This window comes from Citrobacter sp. CK194 (genome assembly GCF_030333395.1).
Classification (GTDB): domain Bacteria; phylum Pseudomonadota; class Gammaproteobacteria; order Enterobacterales; family Enterobacteriaceae; genus Citrobacter_B; species Citrobacter_B koseri.
The window spans coordinates 257,217-279,066 of record NZ_JAOWGA010000017.1 but is presented as its reverse complement, the minus strand read 5'-3'; the positions used below and the strand labels follow the sequence as shown (position 1 = coordinate 279,066).

Here is a 21,850-nt window from a genome sequence, read left to right as displayed (position 1 = left end):
ACGATGAAATACGAACTAACCGCCACTGAAGCGCGAGTGATTGGCTGCCTGCTGGAAAAACAGGTGACAACGCCGGAGCAGTACCCGCTCTCGGTTAACGGCGTGGTTACCGCCTGCAATCAAAAAACCAACCGTGAACCGGTAATGAACTTATCGGAACATGAGGTGCAGGAACAGCTTGATAACCTGGTGAAACGCCATTTTCTGCGGACGGTGAGCGGTTTCGGCAATCGCGTCACCAAATATGAACAGCGCTTCTGCAACTCCGAGTTTGGCAATCTTAAACTGAGTCCGGCAGAGGTGGCGCTGATTGCCACGCTGCTGCTGCGTGGCGCCCAGACGCCAGGTGAACTGCGCAGCCGTGCATCCCGCATGTATGAATTCAGCGATATGGTGGAAGTGGAATCGACGCTGGAACAGCTTGCCGCCCGTGACGACGGCCCTTACGTAGTGCGCCTGGCGCGCGAACCGGGTAAGCGTGAAAGCCGGTATATGCACCTGTTTTGCGGCGAAGTCGATGAGCCGGTGAGTTCAGATGACGCGCCGCAGGCGGCGTCGGGCGATCTGCATGCGCGCGTTGAGGCGCTGGAAGGCGAAGTCGCGGAGCTGAAACAGCGCCTTGATTCGCTCCTGGCGCACCTGGGAGACTAACGTGAAAAAATTACGTATCGGTGTTGTTGGGTTAGGGGGGATCGCCCAAAAAGCCTGGTTGCCCGTGCTGGGCGCATCCGGCGACTGGACGCTACAGGGGGCCTGGTCTCCTTCGCGGGATAAGGCGCTGCGCATTTGTGAAGGCTGGCGGATGCCGTACGTTGAGTCGTTGCCAGCGCTGGCGTCAACCTGCGACGCTATTTTCGTCCACTCCAGCACGGCGACGCATTATGAGGTGGTAAACGAACTGCTCAATGCCGGGGTTCATGTCTGCGTCGATAAACCGCTGGCGGAAAATCTGCGCGATGCGGAACGGTTGGTGGCGTTGGCCGCGCGCAAAAATTTGACGCTAATGGTCGGGTTTAACCGACGCTTCGCTCCGCTCTACCGTGATCTGAAAGCGCAACTGGGCGCTGCCGCTTCTGTCCGTATGGATAAACACCGGACGGACAGCGTCGGGCCGCATGATTTGCGTTTCACGCTGCTGGATGACTACCTGCACGTTGTGGACACCACGCTGTGGCTGACGGACGGCAAGGCGCAACTGAACAGCGGCACGTTGCAGACCAACGATCTTGGCGAGATGCTGTATGCCGAACACCATTTTTTGGCGGATCAGTTGCAAATTACCACCAGTATGCACCGTCGCGCCGGGAGTCAGCGTGAATGTGTGCAGGCGGTGACGGACGGCGGTCTGTTTGACGTGACGGACATGCGCGAATGGCGCGAGGAACGCGGTCAGGGCGTGGTGCATAAACCCATTCCGGGCTGGCAGACAACCCAGGAACAACGTGGATTTGCCGGATGCGCCCGTCATTTTATTGAATGCGTGCAAAATCAGACGGTTCCTGAAACGGCGGGCGAACAGGCGATTCTGGCGCAGCGCGTCGTAGAGAAACTCTGGCGCGAGGCAATGAGCGAATAACGCCCTGTAACATCTGGCTGTAGTAATTCATCATAATCCAGGTACTATATGCCAACTCAAAATAACACCTCTTTCTGACAGAGAATGATGGCAAACCGTGGATCGTTCTGTCGGCCTGATAAGACGTTTTTACGTGGTTATCAGGCACAGCGATATTGCCGGATGGCGGCGTAAACGCCTTTATCCGGCCTGCGGTCGGCCATGCAAGGGTTTTGCTCCAGGGTCTGGAATACAACACTGATGAATTTATTAAAATCGCTGGCTGCCGTCAGCTCGATGACCATGTTTTCGCGCGTGCTTGGTTTTGCGCGTGACGCGATTGTCGCCAGAATTTTTGGCGCAGGGATGGCGACCGACGCCTTTTTCGTGGCATTCAAGTTACCGAATCTGTTGCGGCGCATTTTTGCCGAAGGGGCATTTTCCCAGGCGTTTGTGCCGATCCTTGCAGAATACAAGAGCAAGCAGGGCGAAGAGGCGACCCGGGTTTTTGTCGCCTATGTCTCCGGGCTGCTGACTCTGGCGTTAGCCGTGGTGACGGTGGCCGGTATGCTCGCCGCGCCGTGGGTGATTATGGTAACCGCGCCGGGTTTTGCTGATACCGCTGATAAATTCGCCCTGACCACCAAACTGCTGCAAATCACCTTTCCGTATATTCTGCTGATTTCGCTGGCCTCGCTGGTGGGCGCGATCCTCAACACCTGGAACCGTTTCTCGATTCCTGCGTTTGCGCCCACATTTCTGAACATCAGTATGATCGGCTTTGCGCTGTTTGCCGCGCCGTATTTTAATCCTCCCGTACTGGCGCTGGCCTGGGCGGTGACGGTGGGCGGCGTGCTGCAACTGGTTTACCAGCTTCCTCATCTGAAGAAAATTGGGATGCTGGTATTGCCGCGCATCAATTTTCGTGACGCAGGCGCGATGCGCGTTGTGAAGCAAATGGGCCCGGCGATCCTCGGCGTTTCGGTAAGCCAGATATCTCTGATCATCAACACCATTTTCGCCTCGTTTCTGGCTTCCGGTTCGGTCTCCTGGATGTATTATGCTGACCGACTGATGGAGTTTCCGTCAGGGGTTCTGGGCGTGGCGCTGGGCACCATTTTGCTGCCTTCACTGTCTAAAAGTTTTGCCAGCGGCAATCATGATGAATATTGCCGTCTGATGGACTGGGGGCTGCGTCTGTGTTTTCTGCTGGCGTTGCCGAGCGCCGTCGCGTTGGGCATTCTGGCCAAACCGCTGACGGTATCGCTGTTCCAGTACGGCAAGTTCACCGCCTTTGATGCGTCGATGACCCAGCGCGCGCTGGTGGCCTATTCCGTTGGTCTGATCGGCTTAATTGTGGTGAAAGTTTTGGCTCCGGGGTTTTACTCGCGCCAGGATATCAAAACGCCAGTCAGAATCGCCATTGTGACGCTGATCATGACTCAGTTGATGAACCTGGCGTTTATCGGGCCGTTGAAACATGCCGGTCTGTCGCTGTCTATTGGTCTGGCGGCGTGTCTGAATGCGTCGCTGCTGTACTGGCAACTGCGCAAACAGAAAATCTTTACTCCGCAGCCGGGCTGGACGTGGTTCCTGACCCGCCTGGTGATTTCCGTGCTGGTGATGTCCGCCGCGCTGGTTGGCATGTTGCATATTATGCCTGAGTGGTCAGAAGGGACGATGCTGTGGCGTCTGGCCCGACTGATGGCGGTTGTGGTTGTGGGGATTGCCGCCTATTTCGCCGCGCTGGCGGTGTTGGGCTTTAAAGTGAAGGAATTTACTCGCCGGACGGCATAGAGCATATATCCGGCCAATCGCCCGGTGGCGCTGCCGCTTACCGGGCCTACGAGTTGTTCTGTGATTGTGTCGGCCGGATTACGGCCAATCGCCCGGTGGCGCTGTCGCTTACCGGGCCTACAGGGTTGTTCTGTGATTGTGTCGGCCGGATTACGGCCAATTGCCCGGTGGCGCTATCGCTTACCGGGCCTACAGGGTTGTTCTGTGATTGTGTCGGCTGGATTACGGCCAATCGCCCGGTGGCGCTGCCGCTTACCGGGCCTACAGGGTTGTTCTGTGATTGTGTCGGCTGGATTACGGCAATTGCCCGGTGGCGCTGTCGCTTACCGGGCATACGAGTTGTTCTGTGATTGTGTCGGCCGGATTACGGCAATTGCCCGGTGGCGCTGTCGCTTACCGGGCCTACAGAGTTGTTCTGTGATTGTGTCGGCCGGATTACGGCCAATCGCCCGGTGGCGCTGTCGCTTACCGGGCCTACGAGTTGTTCTGTAGTCGTGTAGGCCGGATAAGGCGTAGCCGCCATCCGGCAATCAGATAGAGATTTTTTTCCCGCCACGGTGGGGAGAGGCGGTTTGACCGTTCGCGCCATATAGCGTCGGTTCCTGATGCGGTTTCAGCATGTCGAGCGCCTGATGATTCCGTTCAATCTGCCCTTCCAGCAGCCAACCATTATGTTGGTTGAGATCGCGTAAATGCTGCGTTTTTTCCGTAATCGCCTGCCAGCGCCTGGCGACATCATCATTAACGTTACGCTGCGCATCTTGTTCAAGACGGCGCTGCTGCTCCAGATAATCCAGCGTCGCCAGTAAAGAGCTTTTTTCTTCTGTAATACGCTGTAACTGGCTACCGCTAATGTGACCTACGGAGAGCTGCTGCTGCTCGGCATCCATCACCTTTTTCAGGTCATTGAGGACAGCCGTCATATGATCCAGAATTTCTGACAGACGAGTCATACGCTTATTTACTCTGTAAGTAGCTCTGCGCCTCGCGGATCAGCGAGTCTGCAATTTTACCGGTGTCCATCTTCAACTCACCGTTACGAATCGCCGTTTTCAGGGCTTCCACGCGCTCCATATTGATGTCGCTGGTACCGGGTTGCATCAGTTTCGCCTGAGCATCGCTTAACTTCACACTGGTACTGGTCGTGGTTGACGCTTTTTCCTGACGCGCTTTTTGTACCGGCGCATCGTTGGTTTCGCGCGGTTGGACAGTGCTAACGGGCTTCAAAGGTGAGGTACGGTCAATGCTCATTTATTTATCCTCATCGAGGGGTTACGCTGTAGCAGCCAGCTATCATCATTGGTTGATTATTTATCGGCAGCCACTACAAAATCTTTAACTCATTATAGATTAATAAGAATATTCCCATCAGGATCGACGGTTCCACTCACGACCTGGCCTGACAACATGCGTACGCGCGCGTTTTGCGCGACGGCGGCATTGTTCAATGCCTGGCCTTCCGCATTGACGCTAAATCCGTCGCCGCTCGCCACCACCAGAACGCGCTGACCAGCTTTTATCCGCCATGCCTGGCGCAACATACTGAGCTGTATTGGCTGCCCGGGAACGAGGTCGCGCAAGCTGACGGCGTCCTGAATCTGGTTGATGTCCAGGACGGTTCGCGGGGGAAGCTGATCCAGCCGTCCGCGTTTTAGCGTGATGTTAGCCGGGCCAAGCGCACCGCCACGGGCGACGGGAGCCGCGGCAACAACGTAATTCCCCGTTGCCTGTACATTTACCTGTAGGTAGCGCTTTTCGTTCGCGCAGCGCGCCAGTACGTTCACATGCCCCCATAACTTCGCACTTCCGGTTACGCTCAGCGCGGGCTGTTCGCAATTCGGCAACAGATTGGGCGACGTGCGGATCGTGACGACGACGTCATCGCTGAACCCTGCCAGACGCTGAGAAAACCAGTCCGTTAACTGGGCATTCAGATCCTGGGCCATCGTCAGGGGGCTGAACAGCAGCGCCAGCAGCGCTATTCCACGTTTTAACGTTTGCATCGTCACTTCCCGCCAGTTTAAGCAATGACAGGATTCTACCTGCGTACCACAAGCATCAACGCAACAAATAGCGACGCATTTTGCGTTTATTCCGGCGATAACGCGCGCGTGATGGGATTTAAGCTGTCGGCTGAATTTTGTCATTTGCGGAGGAGATATGCTCGATAAGCTCGATGCCGCCTTACGTTTTCAACAGGAAGCGCTGAATCTGCGCGCTCAACGCCAGGAGGTGTTGGCCGCCAATATCGCTAACGCCGACACCCCTGGGTATCAGGCGCGTGATATGGATTTCGCCAGCGAACTCAAAAAAGTCATGGTGCGTGGCCGGGAAGAAACCGGCGGGATCGCGTTGAAGCTCACCTCTGCACAACACATTCCGGCCCAGACCGTCGCGTCTCCTTCGGTGGATCTGCTCTACCGTATTCCTGACCAGCCGTCCCTTGATGGCAATACCGTCGATATGGACCGCGAGCGTACGCAGTTTGCGGATAACAGTCTGAAATACCAGACGGGCCTCACCGTGTTGGGTGGACAAATCAAAGGCATGATGAATGTGCTACAGGGAGGAAACTAATTCGTGGCGCTGTTAAACATTTTTGATATTGCCGGGTCGGCGCTCACCGCGCAGTCCAAACGTCTTAACGTGGCGGCCAGTAACCTGGCGAACGCCGATAGCGTCACCGGGCCGGACGGTCAGCCGTATCGCGCTAAACAGGTGGTCTTTCAGGTAGACGCGGCGCCAGGGGCGGCAACCGGTGGGGTAAAAGTGGCGGATGTCATTGAAAGTCAGGCGCCGGACAAACTGGTGTATGAGCCTGGCAACCCGCTGGCGGACGCCAACGGGTACGTAAAAATGCCTAATGTGGACGTGGTCGGTGAAATGGTCAACACCATGTCAGCCTCGCGCAGCTATCAGGCAAACGTCGAAGTTCTTAATACCGTGAAAAGCATGATGCTTAAAACGCTGACATTAGGCCAGTAAAGGAGGCGCGTATGTCTATTGCCGTAAATATGAATGACTCGACCAACTCGGGAGTCGCATCCACCAGCAGTGGCAGTTCGCTGACGGGAAGCAGCGCGAGTGATTTACAAAGCAGCTTCCTGACACTGCTGGTCGCGCAGTTGAAGAATCAGGACCCGACCAACCCACTGCAAAACAACGAGCTGACCACGCAACTGGCGCAGATCAGCACCGTTAGCGGAATTGAAAAACTGAACACCACGCTGGGCGCGATTTCTGGGCAGATCGACAACAGCCAGTCGCTACAGGCCAGCACCCTGATTGGTCATGGCGTCATGATCCCCGGCACCACCATTCTGGCCGGTACGGGCACCGAAGAGGGCGCGACCATCACCACGACGCCGTTTGGCGTGGAGTTGCAGCAGGCAGCGGATAAAGTCACCGCCACCATTACCGACAAAGACGGCAAGGTGGTGCGCACGATCAATATCGGCGAGCTGAAGGCTGGCGTTCATACCTTTACCTGGGACGGTACGTTGGAGGATGGCACAAGCGCGCCAAACGGTTCCTATAACGTCGCGATCGCCGCCAGCAACGGCAGTACGCAGCTTGTGGCGCAACCGCTTCAGTTTGCGCTGGTTCAGGGGGTTATCCGCAACAGTAGCGGTAATACCCTGGATTTAGGGACCTACGGAACCACCACACTCGACGAAGTACGGCAGATCATTTAAGCCTTTACACTTATCAGGAGTAAGTCATGGCCTTTTCTCAAGCGGTCAGCGGTCTGAACGCAGCAGCGACCAACCTCGATGTTATTGGTAATAACATCGCCAACTCCGCCACCTACGGGTTTAAATCCGGTACGGCGTCTTTTGCTGATATGTTCGCGGGCTCCAAAGTGGGCCTGGGCGTTAAAGTCGCCGGGATTACCCAGGACTTTACCGACGGCACTACCACCAACACCGGGCGTGGCCTGGATGTTGCGATTAGCCAGAACGGTTTCTTCCGTCTGGTTGACAGCAACGGCTCCGTTTTCTACAGCCGTAACGGCCAGTTCAAACTGGATGAGAACCGCAATCTGGTTAACATGCAGGGGCTGCAACTGACCGGCTATCCGGCGACCGGGACGCCGCCGACGATCCAGCAGGGGGCGAACCCAGGCCCGATCACCATCCCGAACACCCTGATGGCTGCACAGGCGACCACCACGGCGTCTATGCAGATCAACCTTAACTCAACGGATGAACTGCCGTCTAAGTCACCGTTTGATCCGAGCGATGCGGATTCCTACAACAAAAAGGGCACCATAACGGTCTTTGATAGCCAGGGTAATGCCCATGACATGAACGTTTATTATGTCAAAACTGCTGCCAATAAATGGGATGTATACACCCAAGACTCCAGCGTTGCAGGAGCAGCGGTTACGAAAGCGGCGGTAATGAATTTTAGCAGCAACGGTACGCTGACTTCCGTTAATAACTATATTGATGATCCGAGTAATCCAGGCACGTTAATTGAAGGCCCTGCGAACGCACAGCCACAAATTAACATCACTACGGAAGCGATTAACGGCGCGGTACCGGCTACTTTCTCCCTGAGCTTCCTGAATTCCATGCAGCAGAACACCGGTGCGAACAATATCGTCGCGACCAACCAGAACGGCTATAAGCCGGGCGATCTGGTGAGCTATCAGATCAACGATGACGGCACCGTAGTGGGTAACTATTCCAACGAACAAACGCAGGTTCTGGGGCAGATCGTGCTGGCTAACTTCGCCAACAATGAAGGTCTGGCTTCTCAGGGCGATAACGTCTGGGCGGCGACGCAGGCTTCAGGCGTTGCGCTGCTTGGTACGGCGGGTACGGGTAACTTCGGTAAGTTGACCAACGGCGCGCTGGAATCCTCAAACGTGGATTTGAGTAAAGAGCTGGTGAATATGATCGTCGCGCAGCGTAACTATCAGTCAAACGCGCAGACCATCAAAACCCAGGATCAGATCCTCAACACCCTGGTTAACCTGCGCTAAGCGCCTGACGGGATGGCTTAATGGATCACGCAATATATACCGCCATGGGCGCGGCCAGTCAGACGCTTAATCAACAAGCGGTGACGGCCAGCAACCTGGCGAACGCCTCCACGCCTGGTTTTCGTGCGCAACTTAATGCGTTGCGCGCGGTGCCGGTGGAAGGTCTCTCTTTACCGACGCGTACGCTGGTGGCTGCGTCCACGCCGGGAGCCGATATGACGCCCGGGCAGATGGATTACACCTCGCGCCCGCTGGATGTGGCGCTGCAACAGGATGGCTGGCTGGTTGTTCAGACCGCTGATGGTAACGAGGGATACACCCGTAACGGCAGCATTCAGGTGGACCCGACCGGACAACTGACAATTCAGGGGCATCCGGTTATCGGTGAAGCCGGGCCGATTGCCGTTCCTGAAGGTTCAGAAATTACCATCGCGGCAGACGGGACTATCTCTGCGCTTAACCCTGGCGATCCGGCCAATACCGTCGCACCGGTAGGACGTCTGAAGCTGGTGAAAGCGCTTGGCAGCGAAGTGCAACGCGGCGATGACGGTATGTTCCGTTTAAGCGCGGCGACACAGGCTGCGCGTGGCCCGGTGTTGCAGGCTGACCCGTCCATTCGCGTGATGTCTGGCGTACTGGAGGGCAGTAACGTGAATGCGGTGTCCGCCATGAGCGATATGATCGCTAACGCCCGCCGTTTTGAAATGCAGATGAAGGTTATCAGCAGCGTGGATGACAATGCCGGGCGCGCTAACCAACTGCTGTCGATGAGTTAATACAGGACATTTTATGATCAGTTCATTATGGATCGCCAAAACCGGCCTGGACGCGCAGCAAACCAACATGGATGTGATTGCCAACAACCTGGCAAACGTCAGCACCAATGGTTTTAAGCGTCAACGCGCGGTGTTTGAAGACCTGCTGTACCAGACGATTCGTCAGCCTGGCGCGCAGTCGTCAGAACAGACGACCTTACCTTCTGGTCTGCAAATCGGTACGGGCGTTCGCCCGGTCGCCACCGAGCGTCTGCATAGTCAGGGCAACCTGTCTCAGACCAACAACAGTAAAGATGTCGCCATCAAAGGGCAGGGCTTCTTCCAGGTGATGTTGCCGGATGGCACTTCTGCTTATACCCGTGACGGTTCTTTCCAGGTGGATCAGAACGGCCAACTGGTCACGGCAGGCGGCTTCCAGGTACAGCCAGCGATCACCATTCCGGCGAACTCGCTGAGCATCACCGTGGGTCGCGATGGCGTGGTAAGCGTAACTCAGCAGGGGCAGGCCGCGCCGGTACAGGTGGGGCAGCTTAACCTGACCACGTTCATGAACGATACGGGTCTGGAAAGCATTGGTGAAAACCTGTACACCGAAACGCAATCCTCGGGTGCGCCGAATGAGAGTACGCCAGGGCTTAACGGTGCGGGTCTGCTGTATCAGGGCTATGTCGAAACCTCTAACGTAAACGTGGCGGAAGAACTGGTGAATATGATCCAGGTTCAGCGCGCTTACGAAATTAACAGCAAAGCGGTATCGACTACCGATCAGATGCTGCAAAAACTGACGCAACTCTAAGTGTCGTCCGGTGAGGGAAACCTCACCGGCACACTGATTTTGAAGATGAAGGCAATGCAAAAATACGCTGCGCACCATTACCCGATTATGGCCCTGCTGGTGGTTTCACTGACAGGATGTGCCTGGATACCTTCCACACCGCTCGTGCAGGGCGCGACCACTGCACAGCCCATACCGGGCCCGACTCCGGTGGCGAATGGTTCCATTTTTCAGTCTGCGCAGCCGATCAACTATGGCTATCAGCCGCTGTTTGAAGACCGACGTCCACGCAATATCGGCGATACGCTGACGATTGTATTGCAGGAAAACGTCAGCGCCAGTAAGAGCTCCTCCGCCAATGCCAGCCGTGACGGTAAAACCAACTTCGGCTTTGATACGGTTCCTCGTTATTTGCAGGGATTGTTCGGCAACGCGCGTGCAGATATGGAAGCCTCTGGCGGGAACTCCTTCAATGGTAAAGGCGGCGCGAACGCCAGCAATACCTTTAGCGGCACGCTGACCGTGACCGTCGATCAGGTACTGGCAAATGGCAATTTACACGTCGTGGGTGAAAAACAGATCGCCATTAATCAGGGCACTGAGTTCATCCGCTTCTCCGGGGTCGTGAACCCACGCACCATCAGCGGCAGCAACTCCGTTCCGTCAACACAGGTTGCGGATGCGCGCATTGAATATGTCGGCAACGGCTATATCAACGAGGCGCAAAATATGGGTTGGCTGCAACGTTTCTTCCTTAACTTGTCGCCGATGTAAGCGAGGTCTCCAGTGTTTAAATCTCTTGTTGGAATTGTACTGATACTGGCAACCACCCTGGCGCATGCCGATCGTATTCGGGATCTGACCAGCGTGCAGGGGGTGCGGGAAAACTCGCTGATTGGTTACGGGCTGGTGGTCGGCCTGGACGGGACGGGCGACCAGACGACCCAGACGCCCTTTACCACCCAGACGCTGAATAACATGCTGTCTCAGTTGGGGATCACCGTCCCGACGGGTACCAATATGCAGTTGAAAAATGTTGCGGCGGTAATGGTCACTGCACAATTTCCGGCATTCGGTCGCCAGGGGCAAACGATCGACGTGGTGGTGTCCTCAATGGGGAACGCGAAAAGTCTGCGCGGCGGTACATTGCTGATGACGCCGCTGAAAGGGGTCGATAGCCAGGTGTATGCCCTGGCGCAGGGAAATATTTTAGTCGGCGGCGCAGGGGCGTCTGCGGGCGGCAGCAGCGTGCAGGTTAACCAGCTCAATGGCGGGCGTATCACCAATGGCGCAATTATTGAACGCGAGCTGCCCAGCCAGTTTGGCGGCGGAAATACCCTCAATCTGCAACTGAACAATGAAGACTTCGCAATGGCGCAGCAGATCACTGACACCATCAACCGCGCCCGTGGCTATGGCAGTGCGACCGCGCTGGATGCGCGCACGATTCAGGTTCGCGTACCCAGCGGCAACAGCTCGCAGGTCCGTTTCCTGGCGGATATCCAAAATCTGGAGGTGAACGTCACACCACAGGACGCGAAGGTGGTGATTAACTCCCGTACCGGTTCCGTGGTGATGAACCGTGAAGTGACGCTGGACAGCTGCGCCGTCGCGCAGGGCAATTTGTCCGTAACGGTGAATCGCCAGGCGAACGTCAGCCAGCCGGACACGCCGTTTGGCGGGGGGCAGACGGTCGTCACGCCACAAACGCAGATTGATTTACGTCAGAGCGGCGGTTCGCTGCAAAGCGTCCGTTCCAGCGCCAACCTGAACAACGTCGTCCGCGCGCTGAATGCGCTGGGCGCCACGCCGATGGATCTGATGTCCATCCTGCAATCCATGCAGAGCGCGGGTTGTCTGCGCGCCAAACTGGAAATTATCTGATGATTGGTGACAGCAAACTGTTGGCCAGCGCGGCCTGGGATGCGCAATCGCTCAATGAGCTGAAAGCCAAAGCGGGGCAAGATCCGGCGGCGAATATCCGCCCGGTCGCTCGTCAGGTGGAAGGGATGTTTGTGCAGATGATGCTGAAAAGCATGCGTGAAGCGCTGCCGAAAGACGGCATATTCAGCAGCGATCAAACGCGACTGTACACCAGCATGTATGACCAGCAGATTGCGCAGCAGATGACCGCCGGTAAAGGGTTGGGACTGGCGGAGATGATGGTCAGGCAGATGACCGAGGGGCAGACGCAGCCTGCGGAAGAAGCGCCGCAGGTACCAATGAAGTTCCCTCTGGAAACGGTGACCAGCTATCAAAATCAGGCGCTGACGCAACTGGTGCGTAAGGCGATGCCAAAAGCGCCGGAAAATAATGATGAGCCGCTGTCCGGCGACAGCAAAGACTTCCTGGCCCAGCTTTCGCTTCCGGCACGCCTGGCAAGTGAACAAAGCGGCGTGCCGCATCATCTGATTCTGGCGCAGGCGGCGCTGGAGTCGGGATGGGGTCAGCGACAGATCCGCCGTGAAAATGGTGAGCCGAGCTTTAACCTGTTTGGCATTAAGGCCTCGTCCAACTGGAAGGGGCCGGTAACAGAGATCACCACCACCGAATATGAGAACGGCGAAGCGAAGAAGGTAAAAGCGAAATTCCGCGTTTACAGCTCCTATCTGGAGGCGCTATCGGATTATGTGGGGCTGCTGACCCGTAACCCGCGCTATGCCGCGGTGACCGCCGCGTCTACCGCTGAACAGGGCGCACAGGCGTTACAAAATGCCGGTTATGCAACCGATCCTGACTATGCGCGTAAATTAACCAACATGATTCAACAGCTGAAATCCATGAGCGACAAGGTGAGCAAAACGTACAGTGCGAATCTCGACAATCTCTTTTAAATAGCTCAAGTCCAGAAACCTGCTGCCGATAATAACCAGTATTGAAGGATTACAAGGAACCTCCATGTCCAGCTTAATTAACAACGCCATGAGCGGACTTAGCGCAGCCCAGGCTGCGTTAAATACTGCCAGTAATAACATCTCCAGCTATAACGTTGCCGGGTATACCCGACAGACGACGATTATGGCGCAGGCCAACAGTACGCTGGGAGCGGGCGGTTGGGTCGGTAATGGCGTCTACGTTTCTGGCGTACAGCGTGAGTATGATTCTTTTATTACCAATCAGTTACGCGCGGCGCAGAATCAGAGCAGCGGTTTGACTACGCGTTATGAGCAAATGTCGAAAATTGATAACCTGCTCTCCAGTACCACCAGCTCGATTTCGACCTCTCTGCAAGGTTTCTTCACCAGCCTGCAAACGCTGGTCAGCAACGCGGAAGACCCGGCAGCGCGTCAGGCGCTTATCGGTAAAGCCGACGGCCTGGTAAACCAGTTTAAAACGACCGATCAGTACCTGCGCGATCAGGATAAGCAGGTCAATATTGCCATTGGCTCCAGCGTTGAGCAGATCAACAATTACGCGAAGCAAATCGCCAGCCTGAACGATCAGATCTCCCGTCTGACCGGGGTGGGCGCGGGCGCTTCACCGAACGATCTTCTCGACCAACGCGACCAACTGGTGAGTGAGCTGAACCAGATTGTCGGTGTGGAAGTTAGCGTCCAGGACGGCGGCACCTATAACCTGACGATGGCGAATGGCTATACCCTCGTGCAGGGCAGCAGCGCCCGTCAACTGGCCGCGGTGCCGTCCAGCGCCGATCCGTCACGCACCACGGTCGCCTATGTTGATGCGACTGCCGGAAACATTGAAATCCCGGAAAAATTGCTCAATAGCGGCTCGCTTGGCGGGTTGCTGACGTTCCGCTCTCAGGATCTGGATCAGACTCGCAATACCCTCAACCAGCTGGCGCTGGCCTTTGCCGAAGCGTTTAATGCCCAGCATAAACAGGGATATGATGCCAATGGCGATCAGGGCGAGGACTTCTTTTCCATCGGTAAACCGTCCGTATTGAGTAATGCGAAAAATACGGGTAGCGGAACCTTGTCTGCGGAAGTCACCGACAGTTCCGCGGTACAGGCTACCAATTATAAGCTGGTATTTGATGGTCAGGACTGGCAGGTCACGCGCTTGTCAGACAACACCAGCTTTAAGGCGGTTGAAACCAACGGGAAACTGACGTTTGACGGGCTGGAAGTGACGGTCGGGGCAGGGGCAAATGCGAATGACAGCTTTACCCTGAAACCGGTCAGCGATGCCATTGTGAACATGAACGTGCTGGTGACCGATGAATCCAAAATTGCGATGGCTTCCGATCCCGATGCGGGTGGGAGCGATAACCGTAACGGTCAGGCGCTGCTGGATTTACAAACCCAGAAAACGGTAGGCAATAAGTCCTTTAATGATGCTTATGCGACGATGGTCAGCGATGTGGGGAACAAAACCGCCACGTTGAAAACCAGCAGCACAGCGCAGGGCAATGTTGTGACGCAGTTGTATAACCAGCAGCAATCGATTTCCGGTGTTAACCTTGATGAAGAATACGGCAACCTGCAACGCTACCAGCAGTACTACCTGGCGAACGCCCAGGTGCTGCAAACCGCGAATACGCTGTTTGATGCGCTGTTGGGCATTCGCTAAGGAAGAGGAGGATAAATGCGTATCAGTACCCAGATGATGTACCAGCAGAATATGCGTGGTATCACCAATTCCCAGGCTGAATGGATGAAGTACGGTGAGCAGATGTCCACCGGTAAGCGCGTAATCAATCCGTCTGACGATCCTATTGCCGCTTCTCAGGCTATCGTACTCGCTCAGGCCCAGGCTCAGAACAGTCAGTATGCGCTGGCACGTACCTTTGCCACTCAGAAAGTGTCGCTGGAAGAAAACGTGCTAAGTCAGGTGACAGCTGCAATTCAAACTGCGCAGGAAAAAATCGTTTACGCCGCTAACGGCACCTTAAGCGATGATGACCGCGCCTCGCTGGCGAGCGATCTACAGGGGATTCGCGATCAGTTAATGAACCTGGCCAACAGCACCGACGGCAACGGTCGTTACATTTTCGCAGGTTATAAAACTGAAAAAGCGCCGTTTGATCAGGCAAATGGCGACTATAGCGGCGGCACTGAAAACATCACCCAGCAGGTTGATGCTTCGCGTACGATGGTGATTGGTCATACGGGCGATCAGATTTTTAATCGTATTACCAGTAATGCCGTACCGGAACCCGACAACAGCGCTTCAGAAACCAGCCTGTTTGCGATGCTGGATACGGCCATTGCAGCGCTGAAAACGCCGGTTGCTGACGATGATGTGAAGAAGGCGGAAGCTGCTGCGGCGATTGATAAAACAAACCGTGGCCTGAAAAACTCCCTTAATAACGTCCTGACCGTTCGTGCGGAACTGGGAACGCAATTGAGTGAGCTGGATTCTCTGGATTCATTGGGAAGCGAGCGCGCGCTGGGTCAGGCACAGCAGATGAGTAATCTGGTCGATGTGGACTGGAACGCGGCTATCTCGTCGTATGTAATGCAACAGGCTGCGTTACAGGCGTCCTATAAAGCGTTTAGCGATATGCAAGGAATGTCTCTGTTTCAGTTGAACAGATAGCACATGTTTTGAAACATATCATGAAACTGGGTATGTTTTGTCTGCCCGCTCCCTTCACCCCGGAGCGGGCATTTTTTTGCCCGGAAAACAGATAACGGGCACCGATTGCAGGTACAAAAAAGCCGACCCGCAGGTCGGCTTATCTTTAACATTGCGTTCAGCTTATTCTACAGGCTCCGGGCGCGTGGCTGGCGCGGCGGCCTGATGCGTTGCGCTATGACCACCTGCCGCACCTTTACCTTCAAAGATGAAGGCAGGGCGCTGCCAGTCGCTGTGATGTGGCGCTTCCGGGACATATTCCGGCGCAGGCGCGCGGGTCATCGGCGCACTGGCGTGGCTGACGGGTTTCTCCCCGGTGGTTACCGCGCTTTCTGACACGGTTTCAGCAACGGCAACAGGCGCAGCGACAATCTCTTCCGGTTCAGCGGCAACCACGACAGGTTCAACCGTTTCTTTAACGATCCCTTCAACGATCTCTTCCGGTTCGGCGATGACAACGTCAGCGGATTCTTCAGCCGTCGTGGTTTCCTGAACGTCAGCGACAGGTTCCGCTTGTGCAGCGACTTCCTGCGCAACAGGGACGTCAGCCTCTGCAATCACCTGAGGTTGTTCTTCAACCGGGGTGGCAATTACTTCAGGATGCGTTGTTTCCACAGTAGCGGGCTGAGGTTCAGCGACAACGGTTTCAGTTTGAACCGGTGCGTCTACAACCTGTTCGGCTGCGGCAGCGATGACCTGCGGCTCTACTGCAACCGGCTGAGCTTGTACGGCCTCTTCTTCGCGCTGTGCTTCCTGAGAACGGGCGACAGGGTAGCGAATCCACACTTTGCCAGACGCCATTTCCGGTGAAGCGCAAGCGACGGTTAACGGCATTGGCGATTGAAGCGGGTAACGCTCATCGCGGTAGCGACGACGACGCTGGCCGCTGACGCGCAGGTGGCGAGGAGAACGACGGGAGCGACGCGGCATTCCTGCGTTATCACGCGCTTCGCCGTTTTCTTCCTGCTCTGCTGGCGCAACGTCTGCGATCGCTGGCAGGTCGACTTTCGCCAGTTCAGTACGCTGAGCAGGCGCGCTTTGCGTAGCAGGCTGGGCGGCGACAGCGTCTTCGACGACTGGTGTTGCGACAGCTTCTGCTTCAGAGGTTGCAGAGTCTGTGTAACGAACTTTCTGGCTCAGCTGACGCTGTTTGCGGCGAGGCTGCGCCTGACGAACGCGTTCTTCCTGTTCTGTTTCCTGAGCCGGTTGCTCATCCAGGTTCAGCGCCTTGACTTCTTGCTGTGCCTGACGTTTTTCATCGTTGCGACGACGGTTGCGTTCACGACGCGGCGTCTGCTGCTCGTCACCGGACTTCGCCTTATCGGCAACGTCGTTAGACTGCTGGCGGTTGTCACGCGCTTCTGCGTTCTGCTGCTGCGCCTGACGACGGTTACGACGGTTGTCATCACGGTTTTCACCGCCTTCAGCGCGGTTGTCGCGATTATCACGGTTGTCACGGCGATCGTTACGGTCGCGGCGATTATTCTGGCGAGACTTACGACGATCCTGCTGACGCTCCGGTTTTTCTTCTGCTTTCGGTGCAGGTTGTTCAACCGGCTTAGCGACTTCGCTGCCGCTGAACATGTTTTTCAGCGCGCCGAAGAAGCGGGTAAGCAGACCTGGTTGTGCAGGCGCAGTGGCAACGGCTTTCGGTGCTGCCGTCGCTGCTTTCACCGCAGGTTCTGCTGGCGTCGGCGCAGGCGGCACTTCTGGCATCGCGAAGGTCGCCAGTGCTGGCTGTTCAGGGCGTTTACGCTCGGCGTACTCTTCTTCAGAAGGCAACGCCATCGCTTCTTCATGCAGTTTCGGCAGCATGTAGCTCAGGGTTGGCGTTTCTTCCCCTTTACGTACGCGCAGAACGGAGTAGTGCGGCGTTTCCATCTGATCGTTTGGTACGATCACGCAGCGCACGCCATCCTGACGAGTCTCAATAGCATTAACCGCGGTGCGCTTTTCGTTAAGCAGGTAAGAGGCGATCGGAACCGGAACAATGGCGTGAACTTCCTGGGTATTCTCTTTCAGCGCTTCTTCTTCAATCAGACGCAGAATAGACAGGGAGAGCGATTCGTTGTCGCGGACGGTGCCGGTGCCGCTACAGCGTGGGCAGACGTGATGGCTGGACTCGCCCAGAGACGGGCTGAGACGCTGGCGGGACATCTCCAGCAGGCCAAAACGAGAAATATGGCTAATCTGGATACGCGCACGATCCTGACGTACCGCTTCGCGCAGACGGTTTTCCACCGCGCGCTGGTGGCGTACTGGCGTCATGTCGATGAAGTCGATAACGATCAGGCCGCCGAGGTCGCGCAAGCGCAACTGGCGAGCAATTTCATCGGCCGCTTCCAGGTTTGTGTTAAACGCGGTTTCTTCGATATCGCCGCCGCGTGTGGCACGCGCGGAGTTAATATCAATCGCGGTTAACGCTTCGGTTGTGTCGATAACGATAGAGCCGCCGGAAGGCAGACGCACTTCACGCTGGAAGGCGGATTCAATTTGCGACTCGATCTGGTAGTGGCTGAACAGCGGAATCTCGCCGGTGTAAAGCTTAATCTTGCTGCTGAAATCCGGGCGACCCAACGCCGCGATGTGCTGGCGCGCCAGCTCAAGCACTTTCGGATTATCGATAAGAATTTCGCCGATATCCTGACGTAAGTAGTCACGGAATGCGCGGACGATAACGTTGCTTTCCTGATGGATTAGGAATGGAGCAGGGCGGCTTTCAGCGGCTTTCTGAATCGCTTCCCAGTGTTTCAGGCGGAAGCTCAGGTCCCACTGCAACGCTTCGGCGGATTTGCCGACGCCTGCGGTACGCACGATAAGCCCCATGCCGTCAGGCAGTTCGAGGCTTGCCAGCGCTTCTTTTAATTCGGTGCGATCGTCGCCTTCAATGCGACGGGAGATGCCGCCCGCGCGCGGGTTGTTCGGCATTAAAACCAGATAGCTCCCTGCCAGACTGATAAACGTCGTCAGCGCAGCGCCTTTGTTGCCGCGTTCTTCTTTATCAATCTGAACAATCACTTCCTGACCTTCGCGCAACACATCTTTAATGTTTGGACGGCCGTGGGCGTTGTAGTTGGCGGGGAAATATTCGCGGGCAATTTCTTTTAACGGGAGGAAACCGTGACGTTCAGCGCCGTAATCAACAAAAGCCGCTTCCAGACTCGGTTCGATACGGGTAATTTTGCCTTTATAGATGTTCGCTTTTTTCTGCTCGTGTCCTGGACTCTCAATGTCCAGGTCGTACAGGCGCTGCCCATCTACAAGGGCAACACGCAACTCTTCCTGCTGAGTTGCGTTGATTAACATTCTTTTCATCGTAACTTACTCATTATTCTTACATTGACGACTAAGCTGCGGGCATAGTAATGCCTTTCCGGGTGTGAACCGATGGCCTCGTGTCTATTCGCGTCGCCAACCTCACGGTTATCGTCTGCTCAAAGAGGCGCAGAGTGTCGGTTGCCTGTATTTCATACGGAAATACAGCGCAATTATCAGGGGAACAGCCTGGGAGTTACTCTCCAGAGAAGATTCCATTATGTTCATCGTCTTTCACGCCGCAGATGCGTTGGCTTTATCTGCTCACCCGGGCATAAGCTCCTGGGGATTCCCAGATTTGCCGCCTTTCTGCAACGCGTAGTACATAGAACATATACCGGTAAGGACTGCAACCCGCAGCCCGCTAACTGCCTGAAAAATCAATACGTCTTACGCCATTGCTGCGTTGATGATCTGTCTGGCAAAATGGGTCATTCCGTAAAATTTCTTGTTTTAACAAGGTTCGACACGGAAACGGTTACATTATTCCACTGCTAACCTTGTTATAGCAAGATGACTTTTACCATTTATCACCCGGTTACTCACAGTTTTTTCACTTCCTCATGGCGATTGGTTTAATAACCAGCAAATTGGTCATGTTGAACGTGAGTAACAGGATATAAAAGTAAATATAAGCATAGAAAAATGAGTGGCGCTAATCCTTATGGCTATTTAGAATCGGCCCCCATGAAAACTGAGACTCCATCCGTAAAAATAGTTGCCATTACTGCCGACGAAGCGGGGCAACGCATCGATAACTTTTTGCGCACGCAACTCAAAGGCGTACCGAAAAGCATGATTTACCGCATTTTGCGTAAAGGTGAAGTGCGGGTGAACAAAAAACGCATCAAACCGGAATATAAGCTCGAAGCCGGGGATGAAGTGCGTATTCCGCCGGTGCGCGTCGCCGAACGCGAAGAAGAGGCCGTTTCGCCGCATCTGCAAAAAGTGGCGGCGCTGGCCGATGTCATTTTGTATGAAGATGACCATATCCTGGTGCTGAACAAACCTTCCGGCACGGCGGTACATGGCGGAAGCGGGTTGAGCTTCGGCGTTATCGAAGGGCTGCGCGCGTTGCGGCCAGAAGCGCGTTTCCTGGAACTGGTGCATCGTCTTGACCGCGATACCTCTGGCGTACTGCTGGTTGCGAAAAAACGCTCAGCGCTGCGTTCTTTGCATGAGCAACTGCGTGAGAAGGGGATGCAGAAAGATTATCTGGCGCTGGTTCGCGGCCAGTGGCAGTCGCATGTTAAATCGGTACAGGCGCCTTTATTAAAGAATATTTTGCAAAGCGGCGAACGTATTGTACGTGTGAGTCAGGAAGGAAAACCCTCCGAAACGCGCTTTAAAGTTGAAGAGCGCTATGCGTTTGCGACGCTGGTGCGCTGTAGCCCGGTGACGGGACGTACGCATCAGATTCGTGTGCATACGCTGCATGCGGGCCATCCGATCGCGTTTGACGATCGTTACGGCGATCGCGAATTTGATAAGCAGCTTGCGGGAACGGGGCTGTCACGGCTTTTTCTGCACGCGGCAGCGCTGAAGTTTACCCATCCGGGGACTGGCGAGGTGATGCGTATCGAAGCGCCGATGGATAACCAACTCAAGCATTGCCTTCAGGTGTTACGTAACAAAGCCTGATGCGCGTTGCGATATTATCGCGCTAAACCTGTAGGCCGGATAAGACGTTTACGTCGTTATCCGGCTGATGACGCTGTGCTTATCAGGCCTACGGGCATTGCTCCGCTGTGGGCCTGATAAGATGTTTTAGCGTCGCCACCAGACGCGTCTACTATGCCATCAGCGGGTTCATCTCCTCCCGGCGCAGCATCTGGCACAGCGCAATCAGCGGTAGCCCAATAAGCGTATTGGGATCTCGCCCCTCCAGGCGTTCGAAAAGGGCAATGCCAAGACCTTCGCTTTTAAAACTTCCGGCACAATGCAATGGACGCTCTTTGCGGACATAGTCCTCTATTTCCGTTTCGCTTAAATGGCGGAAATGCACATCAAACGGTTCGACTTCCGTTTGTAAATGTCCGGTTGCAGAATTATAAAGCGCCAGTCCGGTATAAAACGTCACAATATTACCGCTGGCTTTGGTTAATTGCTGGCGCGCTTTTTCTTCGGTTAACGGTTTGCCGGTAATTTCGCCATCCAGAACGCAAATTTGATCGGAGCCAATAATCAGATGATCGGGGAAACGGTGGGCGAGCGATTGCGCTTTCGCCTGTGCGAGGCGAGAGACCAAATGGCGCGGCGCTTCGCCAGACATGGGCGTTTCGTCAACCTCGGGAGCCGCGCACTCGAAAGGGATCGCCAGTTTTTCGAGCAGCGCGCGACGCCAGGGAGAGGTAGAAGCAAGGATGAGACGGGGCATATTTTTTTCCCTCAGATATAGCGTATTAATGAGAGCCATCTTAAACTATGCTCTTCGTCCTTCAAGCATGACATACAGTCACGGTTTGAGCGAAAATAAGTCTGTAACCCGCAATGTGTGCGAATTATTGGCAAAAGGCAACCGCAGGCTGCCTTTTTCTTTGACTCTATGACGTTACAAAGTTAATATGCGCGCCCTATGCAAAAGGTAAAATTACCCCTGACTCTTGATCCGGTTCGTACGGCTCAAAAACGCCTCGATTATGAAGGTATCTATACTTCTGATCTGGTAGAGCGCGTCGCCGATTCTGTAGTCAGTGTGGACAGTGATGTGGAATGCTCCATGTCGTTCGCTATCGATAACCAACGTCTCGCCGTTATTACGGGTGATGCGAAGGTGACGGTATCGCTCGAATGCCAGCGTTGCGGGAAGCCGTTTACCCATCAGGTTCACACAACGTATTGTTTTAGTCCGGTTCGTTCTGACGAACAGGCTGAAGCACTCCCGGAAGCGTATGAGCCGATTGAGGTTAACGAATTCGGTGAAATCGATCTGCTTGCAATGGTTGAAGATGAAATCATCCTCTCCTTGCCGGTAGTTCCGGTGCATGATTCTGAACACTGTGAAGTGTCCGAGGCGGACATGGTCTTTGGTGAACTGCCTGATGAAGCGCAAAAACCAAACCCATTTGCCGTATTAGCCAGCTTAAAGCGTAAGTAATTGA

At 55.1% G+C, this 21,850-nt stretch carries 21 protein-coding genes; 16 read left to right on the top strand and 5 right to left on the bottom strand.

Translation table 11 applies throughout. The features are described from left to right. The first annotated feature begins 3 nt into the window (after positions 1-3). The 3 genes from OGX80_RS09720 to murJ all read left to right on the top strand — a co-directional run bounded on the left by OGX80_RS09720 (position 4) and on the right by murJ (position 3,352). Entirely contained in the window at positions 4-651 is a 648-nt protein-coding gene (locus tag OGX80_RS09720) for a YceH family protein (protein ID WP_115181726.1), read from the top strand. A 1-nt stretch (position 652) separates the two neighbouring features. Then, on the top strand, positions 653-1,576 hold the full coding sequence (locus OGX80_RS09715) for a Gfo/Idh/MocA family protein (protein ID WP_115181725.1): 924 nt from the start codon (positions 653-655) through the stop codon (positions 1,574-1,576). Positions 1,577-1,816: 240 nt separating this feature from the next. Beyond that, a complete protein-coding gene (gene murJ / locus OGX80_RS09710; RefSeq protein WP_049011711.1) occupies positions 1,817-3,352 on the top strand; it encodes a murein biosynthesis integral membrane protein MurJ in 1,536 nt (511 codons plus the stop codon). A gap of 530 nt (positions 3,353-3,882) precedes the next feature. Here the strand turns inward: murJ and flgN are convergent. The 3 genes from flgN to flgA form a co-directional block, all read right to left on the bottom strand. Further along, positions 3,883-4,305, bottom strand: coding sequence for a flagella biosynthesis chaperone FlgN (gene flgN / locus OGX80_RS09705; protein WP_115181724.1), 423 nt, complete (start codon positions 4,303-4,305; stop codon positions 3,883-3,885). A 4-nt stretch (positions 4,306-4,309) separates the two neighbouring features. Continuing rightward, entirely contained in the window at positions 4,310-4,603 is a 294-nt protein-coding gene (gene flgM, locus OGX80_RS09700) for a flagellar biosynthesis anti-sigma factor FlgM (RefSeq protein WP_115181723.1), read from the bottom strand. Between the two features lie 92 nt (positions 4,604-4,695). Further along, positions 4,696-5,355 (bottom strand): flagellar basal body P-ring formation chaperone FlgA, encoded by a 660-nt coding sequence (gene flgA / locus OGX80_RS09695; protein WP_049010759.1) that lies wholly within the window; start codon positions 5,353-5,355, stop codon positions 4,696-4,698. A 157-nt stretch (positions 5,356-5,512) separates the two neighbouring features. Between flgA and flgB the strand changes: the two genes are divergently transcribed. From flgB to flgL, 11 genes are all read left to right on the top strand, one after another. Continuing rightward, the gene (flgB, locus tag OGX80_RS09690; RefSeq protein ID WP_012132848.1) at positions 5,513-5,929 is read left to right on the top strand and encodes a flagellar basal body rod protein FlgB; all 417 of its coding nucleotides are present in this window, start codon (positions 5,513-5,515) and stop codon (positions 5,927-5,929) included. 3 nt (positions 5,930-5,932) lie between these two features. Further along, entirely contained in the window at positions 5,933-6,337 is a 405-nt protein-coding gene (flgC, locus tag OGX80_RS09685) for a flagellar basal body rod protein FlgC (protein ID WP_012132847.1), read from the top strand. A gap of 11 nt (positions 6,338-6,348) precedes the next feature. Then, complete coding sequence (flgD, locus tag OGX80_RS09680) at positions 6,349-7,047, top strand: flagellar hook assembly protein FlgD (protein ID WP_012132846.1); 699 nt, start codon at positions 6,349-6,351, stop codon at positions 7,045-7,047. A 26-nt stretch (positions 7,048-7,073) separates the two neighbouring features. Continuing rightward, on the top strand, positions 7,074-8,342 hold the full coding sequence (flgE, locus tag OGX80_RS09675; protein ID WP_049008920.1) for a flagellar hook protein FlgE: 1,269 nt from the start codon (positions 7,074-7,076) through the stop codon (positions 8,340-8,342). A 20-nt stretch (positions 8,343-8,362) separates the two neighbouring features. Beyond that, positions 8,363-9,118, top strand: coding sequence for a flagellar basal-body rod protein FlgF (flgF, locus tag OGX80_RS09670; RefSeq protein ID WP_012132844.1), 756 nt, complete (start codon positions 8,363-8,365; stop codon positions 9,116-9,118). Positions 9,119-9,131: 13 nt separating this feature from the next. Continuing rightward, positions 9,132-9,914, top strand: a complete 783-nt coding sequence (gene flgG / locus OGX80_RS09665) for a flagellar basal-body rod protein FlgG (RefSeq protein WP_012132843.1) — start codon at positions 9,132-9,134, stop codon at positions 9,912-9,914. Between the two features lie 54 nt (positions 9,915-9,968). Then, complete coding sequence (gene flgH, locus OGX80_RS09660) at positions 9,969-10,667, top strand: flagellar basal body L-ring protein FlgH (protein WP_024130441.1); 699 nt, start codon at positions 9,969-9,971, stop codon at positions 10,665-10,667. A gap of 12 nt (positions 10,668-10,679) precedes the next feature. Further along, positions 10,680-11,777 carry a flagellar basal body P-ring protein FlgI gene (locus OGX80_RS09655; RefSeq protein WP_012132841.1) on the top strand — a complete coding sequence of 366 codons (1,098 nt, stop codon included), beginning with the start codon at positions 10,680-10,682 and terminating at the stop codon, positions 11,775-11,777. Next, positions 11,777-12,727: a flagellar assembly peptidoglycan hydrolase FlgJ gene (flgJ, locus tag OGX80_RS09650; protein ID WP_110494347.1), complete on the top strand. Its 951-nt coding sequence runs from the start codon at positions 11,777-11,779 to the stop codon at positions 12,725-12,727. The genes OGX80_RS09655 and flgJ overlap by 1 nt, the downstream gene beginning before the upstream one ends. Positions 12,728-12,791: 64 nt before the next feature. Further along, on the top strand, positions 12,792-14,426 hold the full coding sequence (gene flgK, locus OGX80_RS09645) for a flagellar hook-associated protein FlgK (RefSeq protein WP_115181722.1): 1,635 nt from the start codon (positions 12,792-12,794) through the stop codon (positions 14,424-14,426). A gap of 15 nt (positions 14,427-14,441) precedes the next feature. Then, positions 14,442-15,395 (top strand): flagellar hook-associated protein FlgL, encoded by a 954-nt coding sequence (flgL, locus tag OGX80_RS09640; RefSeq protein ID WP_058669000.1) that lies wholly within the window; start codon positions 14,442-14,444, stop codon positions 15,393-15,395. 162 nt (positions 15,396-15,557) lie between these two features. Here the strand turns inward: flgL and rne are convergent, their stop codons facing one another. Continuing rightward, entirely contained in the window at positions 15,558-18,749 is a 3,192-nt protein-coding gene (rne, locus tag OGX80_RS09635; RefSeq protein ID WP_115181721.1) for a ribonuclease E, read from the bottom strand. A 687-nt stretch (positions 18,750-19,436) separates the two neighbouring features. Between rne and rluC the strand changes: the two genes are divergently transcribed. Continuing rightward, the gene (rluC, locus tag OGX80_RS09630) at positions 19,437-20,390 is read left to right on the top strand and encodes a 23S rRNA pseudouridine(955/2504/2580) synthase RluC (RefSeq protein WP_012132836.1); all 954 of its coding nucleotides are present in this window, start codon (positions 19,437-19,439) and stop codon (positions 20,388-20,390) included. A 151-nt stretch (positions 20,391-20,541) separates the two neighbouring features. Here the strand turns inward: rluC and OGX80_RS09625 are convergent, their stop codons facing one another. Then, positions 20,542-21,126: a Maf family protein gene (locus OGX80_RS09625; RefSeq protein WP_012132833.1), complete on the bottom strand. Its 585-nt coding sequence runs from the start codon at positions 21,124-21,126 to the stop codon at positions 20,542-20,544. Positions 21,127-21,324: 198 nt separating this feature from the next. Between OGX80_RS09625 and yceD the strand changes: the two genes are divergently transcribed. Further along, complete coding sequence (yceD, locus tag OGX80_RS09620; protein ID WP_012132832.1) at positions 21,325-21,846, top strand: 23S rRNA accumulation protein YceD; 522 nt, start codon at positions 21,325-21,327, stop codon at positions 21,844-21,846. Positions 21,847-21,850 lie beyond the last annotated feature (4 nt).

Excerpts from the sequence above, each read along its gene's own strand:
- flgF (WP_012132844.1), top strand. The coding sequence starts at position 8,363 with ATGGATCACGCAATATATACCGCCATGGGCGCGGCCAGTCAGACGCTT.
- OGX80_RS09720 (WP_115181726.1), top strand. The coding sequence starts at position 4 with ATGAAATACGAACTAACCGCCACTGAAGCGCGAGTGATTGGCTGCCTG.
- flgE (WP_049008920.1), top strand. The coding sequence starts at position 7,074 with ATGGCCTTTTCTCAAGCGGTCAGCGGTCTGAACGCAGCAGCGACCAAC.
- flgD (WP_012132846.1), top strand. The coding sequence starts at position 6,349 with ATGTCTATTGCCGTAAATATGAATGACTCGACCAACTCGGGAGTCGCA.
- yceD (WP_012132832.1), top strand. The coding sequence starts at position 21,325 with ATGCAAAAGGTAAAATTACCCCTGACTCTTGATCCGGTTCGTACGGCT.
- rne (WP_115181721.1), bottom strand. The coding sequence starts at position 18,749 with ATGAAAAGAATGTTAATCAACGCAACTCAGCAGGAAGAGTTGCGTGTT.
- flgK (WP_115181722.1), top strand. The coding sequence starts at position 12,792 with ATGTCCAGCTTAATTAACAACGCCATGAGCGGACTTAGCGCAGCCCAG.
- flgH (WP_024130441.1), top strand. The coding sequence starts at position 9,969 with ATGCAAAAATACGCTGCGCACCATTACCCGATTATGGCCCTGCTGGTG.
- flgG (WP_012132843.1), top strand. The coding sequence starts at position 9,132 with ATGATCAGTTCATTATGGATCGCCAAAACCGGCCTGGACGCGCAGCAA.
- murJ (WP_049011711.1), top strand. The coding sequence starts at position 1,817 with ATGAATTTATTAAAATCGCTGGCTGCCGTCAGCTCGATGACCATGTTT.
- flgM (WP_115181723.1), bottom strand. The coding sequence starts at position 4,603 with ATGAGCATTGACCGTACCTCACCTTTGAAGCCCGTTAGCACTGTCCAA.
- flgA (WP_049010759.1), bottom strand. The coding sequence starts at position 5,355 with ATGCAAACGTTAAAACGTGGAATAGCGCTGCTGGCGCTGCTGTTCAGC.
- flgJ (WP_110494347.1), top strand. The coding sequence starts at position 11,777 with ATGATTGGTGACAGCAAACTGTTGGCCAGCGCGGCCTGGGATGCGCAA.
- flgN (WP_115181724.1), bottom strand. The coding sequence starts at position 4,305 with ATGACTCGTCTGTCAGAAATTCTGGATCATATGACGGCTGTCCTCAAT.
- rluC (WP_012132836.1), top strand. The coding sequence starts at position 19,437 with ATGAAAACTGAGACTCCATCCGTAAAAATAGTTGCCATTACTGCCGAC.
- flgL (WP_058669000.1), top strand. The coding sequence starts at position 14,442 with ATGCGTATCAGTACCCAGATGATGTACCAGCAGAATATGCGTGGTATC.
- OGX80_RS09625 (WP_012132833.1), bottom strand. The coding sequence starts at position 21,126 with ATGCCCCGTCTCATCCTTGCTTCTACCTCTCCCTGGCGTCGCGCGCTG.
- flgB (WP_012132848.1), top strand. The coding sequence starts at position 5,513 with ATGCTCGATAAGCTCGATGCCGCCTTACGTTTTCAACAGGAAGCGCTG.